This window comes from Bradyrhizobium sp. (assembly GCF_019242285.1).
Lineage (GTDB): Bacteria > Pseudomonadota > Alphaproteobacteria > Rhizobiales > Xanthobacteraceae > Bradyrhizobium.
In genome coordinates, this window is record NZ_JAFAVV010000901.1 from 1 (window position 1) to 8,092 (window position 8,092).

An 8,092-nucleotide genomic window follows, 5' to 3' on the forward strand; every position below is an offset into this window, starting at 1 on the left:
CCGACTTGTTTTCGAGGATCTTGCCGACCACGATCGAGCCTTCGACACCGGCGTTTTCCGAGATCTGGCGCAGCGGGGCTTCCAGGGCCTTGAGCACGATGTTGATGCCGGCCTGAACGTCGGCATTCGGGTTGGTGAGACGGCCGACCGCCTTCTTGGCGCGCAGCAGGGCGACGCCGCCGCCCGGCACGATGCCCTCCTGCACGGCGGCGCGGGTGGCGTTGAGCGCGTCCTCGACACGGTCCTTCTTCTCCTTGACCTCGATCTCGGTGGCGCCGCCGACCTTGATCACGGCAACGCCGCCGGCGAGCTTGGCCAGTCGCTCCTGCAGCTTCTCGCGGTCGTAGTCCGAGGTGGTTTCCTCGATCTGCGCCTTGATCTGGCCGACGCGGGCTTCGATGTCCTTCTTCTTGCCGGCGCCCTTGACGATCGTGGTGTTCTCCTTGTCGATCACGACCTTGCGGGCGCGGCCGAGCATCTTGACGGTCACGTTCTCGAGCTTCATGCCGAGCTCTTCGGAGATCAGCTGGCCGCCGGTCAGGATCGCGATGTCCTCGAGCATGGCCTTGCGGCGGTCGCCGAAGCCCGGCGCCTTGACGGCGGCGACCTTCAGGCCGCCGCGCAGGCGGTTGACGACCAGCGTCGCCAGCGCCTCGCCCTCGACGTCCTCGGCGACGATCAAAAGCGGACGGCCCGACTGCACCACCGCCTCCAGCACCGGCAGCATCGCCTGCAGGCCGGACAGCTTCTTCTCGTGCAGCAGGACGTAGACGTCCTCGAGCTCGGCCGTCATCTTCTCCGCGTTGGTGACGAAATAGGGCGAGAGATAGCCGCGGTCGAACTTCATGCCTTCGACGATGTCGACTTCGGTCTGCAGCGACTTGTTCTCCTCGACCGTGATGACGCCCTCGTTGCCGACCTTCTGCATCGCCTGCGCGATCATCTTGCCGATCGCGGCGTCGCCATTGGCGGAGATGGTGCCGACCTGGGCGACCTCTGAGGAGGAGGCGACCGGCTTGGCGCGCTTTTCGAGATCCTTGACCACGGCGGTGACCGCGATGTCGATGCCGCGCTTGAGGTCCATCGGGTTCATGCCGGCGGCGACCGACTTGCCGCCCTCGCGCACGATCGCCTGCGCCAGCACGGTCGCGGTGGTGGTGCCGTCGCCCGCGGCGTCGTTGGTCTTGGAGGCGACCTCGCGCAGCATCTGTGCGCCCATGTTCTCGAACTTGTCGTCGAGTTCGATCTCCTTGGCGACGGTGACGCCGTCCTTGGTGATGCGCGGGGCGCCGAAGCTCTTCTCGATGACGACGTTGCGGCCCTTCGGGCCGAGCGTCACCTTGACGGCGTTGGCGAGGATGTCGACGCCGCGCAGCATGCGGTCACGCGCGTCGCCGGCAAATTTTACGTCCTTGGCAGCCATTCGAATACTCCTGGAGGTGTTGCTCGTCCCTCGAACTTGCCCGCGTCCGAACAGGATGAGTGGATTGGTCGGTGTCGGATCAGGCCAGCACGCCCATGATGTCGGACTCCTTCATGATCAGGAGCTCCTCGCCGTCGAGCTTGACCTCGGTGCCCGACCACTTGCCGAACAGCACGCGGTCGCCGACCTTGAGGTCGATCGGGATCAGCTTGCCGGCCTCGTCGCGGCCGCCCGGGCCCACCGCAGTGACCTCGCCCTGCGAGGGCTTCTCCTTCGCGGTATCGGGAATGATGATGCCGCCTTTGGTCTTCTCCTCGGCGTCGATGCGCTTCACCACGACGCGGTCGTGCAGCGGACGGAATCTGGACTTGCTCATGAGGTTTCCTTTGCAGGCTCGTCAGTCGGCGGCTAGCGATAGCGGCGCGGAATGCGGCCCGCATTGGACGCCGGCATGGCGGCAACGGGGCGCGCGCTCGTTGGCAATCGTGCCTTGTGAGTGCTAATGCGTGCCCGGAATATGGCTTGGCGCCGATCCTGTCAAGCAATGCGGTTAAGGCCTTCTTGAGACCGATATGGGATGCTGGCGAACGAAACTGTGTGTGAGTGTCAGGCGTAGTTATTGCTCCGACAGCAGTTTTGCGCTTGGTTGCGGGGCGGGAGCGGCCACGAATCTCATTCGGGGGAATACCATGATCAGCTTGCGAGGCGCGCGCACGGTCGCCAATCTTTCGGTCGCCGCGGCGCTCACGACATTGCTCGGCGCCTGCAGCAGCTTCAGCCTGACCTCATCCCAGCCTACGACGCCGACGGAGCAGGGCGTCGAACCCACGATGCCCGCGACCATCCGCCCCGACGAACTGGTCGGCAAATGGGGTCTGGCCTCCTACCAGAATCCCAACGACCGCGCCCGGACCGAGAAGCAGGCCCAGGCCCAGTGCAAGCAGCCCTATGTCATCGGGGCCGGCACCTCCGGCGGCGTGGTGATGCATCTTGCGGACCAGGCCACGCCGCAGGAATTGCGGCTGAAGGGCAGCCGGGGCGGCAAGAACTACATCGGCCCGGAGGGGCCGCCCGGCGGCGAGCAGGACCGCGAGGTCGTCTCCTTCGACGGGCGGGTGCTGGTGACCCGCTTCGTCGACAAGGATGCCGCCACCCGCTACGGCAACATGGTCTACGTCCGCTGCGCCCCGCGCGCGTGAGGCGAGACGCGAACGGCAGTCGCAGGGTCGGCCAAGGGCGCGCAAGCGCCCGTGCCCACCATTCTCTCGACGGCATCGCTCGGGGCGGTGGGCACGCTGCGCTTAGCCCGCCCTACACGCCTGCGCATATGAACAAAGACGCCGGCCCCGGGGCCGGCGTTGTCGTTGTGAATTGCGACTATCGCGTCAATCAAACAGCGCGTCGATGTCGTCCTGCGAGGCGTGGCCGGCGTCGCCCTCGAGCTTCGGCCCGTTGAGCAGGCGGGCGTCGCCCTCGCGGGTGTCGACGATCGGCGGCGCATGTGCCTTGATCGCGTCGACGCCGCCCCAGATGTCCATCATCTGGATGATGTGCTGCTCGATGAACCGCATCGTGATCATCACCTTGCTGATGCGCTGACCGGTCAGGTCCTGGAAGTTGCAGGCCTCGAAGATCGAGATCACGCGCTCCTGGATCTCCTCGCTCAGGATCTTCTGCTGTTCGGGCGAGTTCACCTTGGACAGCGCGCTCGCCGCCTGGTCGATCGCTTCGGCGGCTTCGAGGATCTGCTGGGTGGCGTGCTCGGTGCCGCCGACCACGGCGCCAAGCTCGCCATTGACCTTGGCCATCTCCTCGCCGTTGAAGCTCTTGCCGTGCAGCACCGCGATCTCGCGCTTGGTACGGTTGATGGCGTCGTGAATGAGGTCGAGCTCGACCTTCAGCTTCTCGCACTGCTCGATCTGGGCGCGATAGGTTTCGAGCAGCACGCGCGCCTCGGCGATTTCGCGAGCCGCCGAATCCTCGATCACCGCCGTCGCCGCGCTGCTTGCGCCGGGTGCCGCATGTCCCATCTGAGCCCGGATCGCGCGCAGCTCAGCCATGATCTCGTGATGCATCGGTCCAATTTCTCCGCCTGTGACTTCGAGGACCGGCAGGTCGCCGAAGGCTTCCTCGATACGAAAACGCTTGCGATGAACGGCCATGAATAGGTTCCTGAACTGCACTCGTTCAAGTTTTACGCAGATGCCGTTTAACATGGAGTTCACACGCGCAATCGTTGCGAGGGCGTATCCGCGGGCTGGGCCAAGGCGCGGTTAACCATGAGGGAGGCGCGTTCACCCGAAATAAACCGTGGCGGCCAAATCCGGGCGCCGCGCCCGGCATGGTGAATCGAAAAGCGGTCTCCGTTTACCAAACCGACCGGCTTTTGAATCTAACTGTCTGGCGTGGAGACGCTGCTGCCGCAAGCGTCATGACGAAACCAGTACAGAGTACGTCGATGTCGAAGAATTTCGCTCTCGCGCTGCTGGTCGGCGCCACCCTTTTCACCGCAGCCATGGACGATGCCACGGCGTTCGACGCCACGACCCGGCCCGAGCCCAGCGTGATCTATGCCGGCGAAACGCAGGCGCCCGTGCGTACCGCCTATAATCAGCGCTCCGGCATGGGCGGCGGCTTCATCGAATTCCTGTTCGGCGATCGGGCCGCGCAGGGAGGCCGCCTTCAGCAGCCGTCCTATCCCGTGTACCAGCCGCAGCCCGCCTACGCGCCGCCGCAGCTCGCCCAGCCCGACGCCGGTGATGACGAGACCCAGCGTCCGCTCGATCCGAAATACGAGAAGCAGCTCGTCGACTATTCCGGCAAGGAGGTCGCCGGTACCATCGTGATCGATACGCCGAACAAGTTCCTCTATCTGGTCGAGAGCGACGGCAAGGCGCTGCGCTACGGCATCGGCGTCGGCCGGCCCGGCTTCACCTGGTCGGGCGTGAAGTCGATCTCGGCGAAGCGGGAATGGCCGGATTGGACGCCGCCGGCGGAGATGCTGGTACGGCGGCCCGATTTGCCGCGGCACATGGAGGGCGGACCGGCCAACCCGCTCGGCGCGCGCGCGATGTATCTCGGATCCTCGCTTTACCGCATCCACGGCTCCAACGAGCCGTGGACAATCGGCACCAACGTCTCGTCCGGCTGTATCCGGATGCGGAACCAGGACGTGATCGATCTCTATGGTCGCGTCAACGTCGGCACGCGGGTCATCGTGCTCTGAGCGCCGCGGGCGCTCTCCGCGACACCGGACGGCCGCCTCTTCAGGCGGCCGTTTTCGTTCCAGCAGATCGGATGCGGCTACGCGTAGTCGCTGCCGCCGTCGTCATTGCCGTTGCCGCCGAAATCGTCCCCGTCGATATCCATGTCGTCGCGGTCGTCGTCATCGTTCGAGGTCTGGTCGAACAGTCCGGCGCGCCGGCTGTCGTCGGCGTGATCGGCGGCGAGCCCGACGTCATTGGCGCCGAGGTCATTGGCGAGCGAGCTGCCCGATTGATCGGACCAGGGGTTGCGGCCTGATCCCGGCTCGTTGATGATCGTGGTGTCGCCGAACGCCTGATGGTGACCGCCGCCCATCATCGAGCGGATGCCGCCGAGCAGGAGCGAGCCACCGACGACGCCGGCCGCGGCCGCGGCCGCCGTGCCGAGGAACGATCCGCCGCCGCCGAACGCCGGCGTGCCGTAAGGCTGGCCGCCATAGCCGCCATACCCCCCTTGGCCATAGGGCGGTTGGCCATAGCCGCCCTGGTCATGGGGCGAGCCCTGGTAGCCGCCCTGCTGCGTGCCCTGCAGCACCTGGCCGCTGTTCCACACCGGGCGGCTCTGCTGCTGCGGCGGCGGGACGTTGGGCACCGAGCCGCGCGATGGATTGCTGCCGCCGGAGCCGAAGATCGCATCGCGCATCGAATCGAGAAAGCCGCCGGACTGGCTCTGGCCCTGGGTTTGCTGGCCCTGGACCTGCTGCTCGAGTTCCTGGATGCGGCCGTTGGCGCGCTTCAGGGCCTCGTCCTGCAGCAGCACCGTCTGCACCAGCGCGTAGGCGGCGTTCGGCGCCTTGCGCAGCCCCTGGAGAATGGCGGCGTCGGCGTCCGGGTCGCGCGGCGCATTCTCCAGCTTCGCGAGCCGGTCGAAAAGGTCGTCAACCAATTGGCGTTCTTGCGGTGTCATGGCGTTCTCCTCGCGTCCTCACCTCGAAGCGCGGGCCAGAATGTAGGGGCGGTTTGTGTCGCGGCCAGCGGCGGGGGAAATTAAATTTCGGTATGCGACAACAGGTCCCGCGGCTTGCGTGGCGGCCGGCTAGGCCAATGTAACTTCGGTCGCCGCGAGCAGTTTTGGAAAATCGTCGCCCGCCAGATAGGCGTGCTCGACTTCGCGCATGTCGGTGAGCGGATCGAGGCTCGTCAGCATCTCGTCGACGAAGCCCGGATGGCACATCACCACGCCCTGCGCCGGCAATCCGTGCAGGAACTGCCGCATCAGCGCGCCATAATCGGGCTTGCGGGAGAAGTCATAGGCACCGGAGAAGGCTGGGTTGACGGCAAGCCCTGCCTGCGCGGCGCGGCGCTTGAACTGCGCGGAGAGGAAATCCAGGAATAGCGCCTTGGGCGAGCCGATCCGCATTCGAAGCGGCAGATAGCGCCCGGCCTGCCGCACCCAGGCCGCGGGCGACTTTTCCTTCACCGCGGCCAGGAATCCGTCGCGGACCTGCGGATAGAGCTGTACGTGCTGGTGGCCGTCGACGAAGTCGGGCGGCCGGCCGAACAGCTCGCGGAAGGCGTTGAGCTGCATGACGAGCTCGGCGCGGATGATCTCGCCATCGAGCTGCCGCAACTGGCCGGCGCGCAGCAGTTTCGGAAACGACGGGAACATGCCGCCATCGAGCGGGCGGAAGTGCAGGCTCAGCGGCCGGAACGGCGCGGTCAGCGTCGCATGCAGGCCGATCGCACAGCGCGGGCTCGCGGCTGCAGCCTGCTTCAGCGCCGCGACCTCGGCGGGTCCGACCGCGCCCGCAACCACCATCACGGAGGTCGCGTTGAGCCGGCCGCGCGCAATCAGGTCGCGGATCGCGCGGTTGACGCCGGGGCTGATGCCGTAGTCGTCGGCGACGAGCCAGATCGGCTTCATTCGGCCGCGGTCCTCTCGGAGGCGCTCTCCGCCTTGTCCGCCTCGAACAGCTTCTCGGAGTGCTCGGCGACGAAATAGATCGGACGCGCCTTCAGCTCGGAGAGGATCTTGCCGATATATTCGCCGACGATGCCGATCATGATGAGCTGCACGCCGCCGATCGTCATCAGGCCGACCACCAGCGACGGATAGCCCGGCACCTGCTTGCCGGTGGTCCAGACCTCCCACAGGATCGACAATCCGAACAGGAAGGCGGCCGATGCGAGCAGGATGCCGAGCAGGCTCGCAAAGCGCAGCGGCGCCACCGAGAACGAGGTCAGTCCCTCGATCGACAATCCGAGCAGCCGCATGAAGCTGAAGGTGGTGACGCCATGCGCGCGCGGCGCCGGCTCGTAGTCGACCCTGATCTGGCGGAAGCCGATCCAGCTCGCAAGCCCCTTGAAGAAGCGGTTGCGCTCAGGCAGTTGCCGCAGCGCCGCGACCGCGCGCGGCGACAGCAGTCGAAAGTCGCCGGCATCCTCCGGGATCTTCTGCCGCGCGCCCCAGTTGATCAGCGCGTAGAAGCCGTGCACCGCGAGGCGGCGCGGCAGCGATTCGTTGTCGCGGTGCGCCTTCGCGGTATAGACCACGTCGTAGCCGCCATTGATCCAGTGGTCGACGAGCTTTTCGACCAGCGCGGGCGGATGCTGGCCGTCGCCGTCCATGAACAGCACGGCGCCGCGCCGGGCATGGTCGAGCCCCGCCATCAGCGCCGCCTCCTTGCCGAAATTGCGCGACAGCGACACCACCTGGATGTCCAGCGTGTCGGCCTCGAGGCCGCGGGCGATCGCAAGCGTCGAATCGCTGCTACCGTCGTCGACATAGACGACCTCGCAACGAAGGCGAAAACGCTCCTTCAGGTTCGCTGCCAGCACGTTCAGTCGCTGGTGCAGTGCAGCGAGCCCGGCCGCCTCGTTGTAGACGGGCACGACGATCGACAGCCCCTGTGCAGCCGCGGTCGCAGCCGTCGTGGACAGGCTCGAAACATCGCTTCCAAGCATCATCGATCGGGTTCCCGGCTCATATGCCTCGAACATATGGCAAGCGGGCAGGCTTGTCGCCACACCGTTCGGAACCTCGGGCAGCGGCGCTTCGCCTCACTTATCGGAGAAACGCCTCGAGCTTCGCGAATAGCGGGTTCTCGCGGTCGAGAACATAGTCGAGGGAGGCCACCGACACCGTGTCGGCGCCGTGGGTGCGCAGGAAGCTGCCGAGGGCATAGAGCTGCGCCGGCGGGCAGTGCAGCGTCAGCATGCCCGACGAGGTCGGACCGCCGAACGGGGCGACCACACCGAAGCGGTTGTGGGCTTCCGCCAGCAGCCGATCGTTGCTGCCGGCGAAACGGGTGCGGACCTCGCGGTATTTGTGGGCGCGGGCGCGCGCGGCGATGTGGTCGAGGATGATGCGCGCCATCTCGCGGGCGTCCGCCGACCAGTCGGCGTCGCGCGCGGCGACCAGATTGGCCTGGCTCCTCAGGATCACGCCGTCGTCGAGCACCTTGAG

General features: G+C 66.4%; 8 protein-coding genes and 1 pseudogene. 2 read left to right on the forward strand and 7 right to left on the reverse strand.

Annotation, left to right across the window (positions count from 1 at the left end; genetic code table 11):
• Both groL and groES read right to left on the reverse strand, forming a co-directional pair.
• Positions 1-1,423 (reverse strand): chaperonin GroEL (groL, locus tag JOY90_RS36930; RefSeq protein ID WP_291696017.1); only part of this gene is annotated, 1,423 nt, incomplete at its 3' end.
• 79 nt (positions 1,424-1,502) lie between these two features.
• Positions 1,503-1,799: a co-chaperone GroES gene (gene groES / locus JOY90_RS36935; RefSeq protein WP_291696018.1), complete on the reverse strand. Its 297-nt coding sequence runs from the start codon at positions 1,797-1,799 to the stop codon at positions 1,503-1,505.
• A 313-nt stretch (positions 1,800-2,112) separates the two neighbouring features.
• Here groES and JOY90_RS36940 point away from each other — a divergent pair, with 313 nt between their 5' ends.
• The gene (locus tag JOY90_RS36940; protein ID WP_291696019.1) at positions 2,113-2,622 is read left to right on the forward strand and encodes a hypothetical protein; all 510 of its coding nucleotides are present in this window, start codon (positions 2,113-2,115) and stop codon (positions 2,620-2,622) included.
• Between the two features lie 186 nt (positions 2,623-2,808).
• Here JOY90_RS36940 and JOY90_RS36945 read toward each other — a convergent pair whose 3' ends face one another.
• A complete protein-coding gene (locus JOY90_RS36945) occupies positions 2,809-3,585 on the reverse strand; it encodes a protein phosphatase CheZ (protein ID WP_291696020.1) in 777 nt (258 codons plus the stop codon).
• Between the two features lie 296 nt (positions 3,586-3,881).
• Between JOY90_RS36945 and JOY90_RS36950 the strand changes: the two genes are divergently transcribed.
• On the forward strand, positions 3,882-4,649 hold the full coding sequence (locus JOY90_RS36950; protein ID WP_291696021.1) for a L,D-transpeptidase: 768 nt from the start codon (positions 3,882-3,884) through the stop codon (positions 4,647-4,649).
• Between the two features lie 77 nt (positions 4,650-4,726).
• On the opposite strand, the gene JOY90_RS36955 is transcribed toward JOY90_RS36950, so the two are convergent.
• From JOY90_RS36955 to JOY90_RS36970, 4 genes and pseudogenes are all read right to left on the reverse strand, one after another.
• Entirely contained in the window at positions 4,727-5,593 is an 867-nt protein-coding gene (locus tag JOY90_RS36955; RefSeq protein WP_291696022.1) for a DUF2076 domain-containing protein, read from the reverse strand.
• A gap of 129 nt (positions 5,594-5,722) precedes the next feature.
• Positions 5,723-6,550 carry a ChbG/HpnK family deacetylase gene (locus JOY90_RS36960; RefSeq protein ID WP_291696023.1) on the reverse strand — a complete coding sequence of 276 codons (828 nt, stop codon included), beginning with the start codon at positions 6,548-6,550 and terminating at the stop codon, positions 5,723-5,725.
• Complete coding sequence (locus JOY90_RS36965) at positions 6,547-7,593, reverse strand: glycosyltransferase family 2 protein (RefSeq protein ID WP_291696024.1); 1,047 nt, start codon at positions 7,591-7,593, stop codon at positions 6,547-6,549. The genes JOY90_RS36960 and JOY90_RS36965 overlap by 4 nt, the downstream gene beginning before the upstream one ends.
• A gap of 97 nt (positions 7,594-7,690) precedes the next feature.
• Positions 7,691-8,092, reverse strand: a pseudogene (locus tag JOY90_RS36970) (ATP phosphoribosyltransferase); the annotation flags it as partial.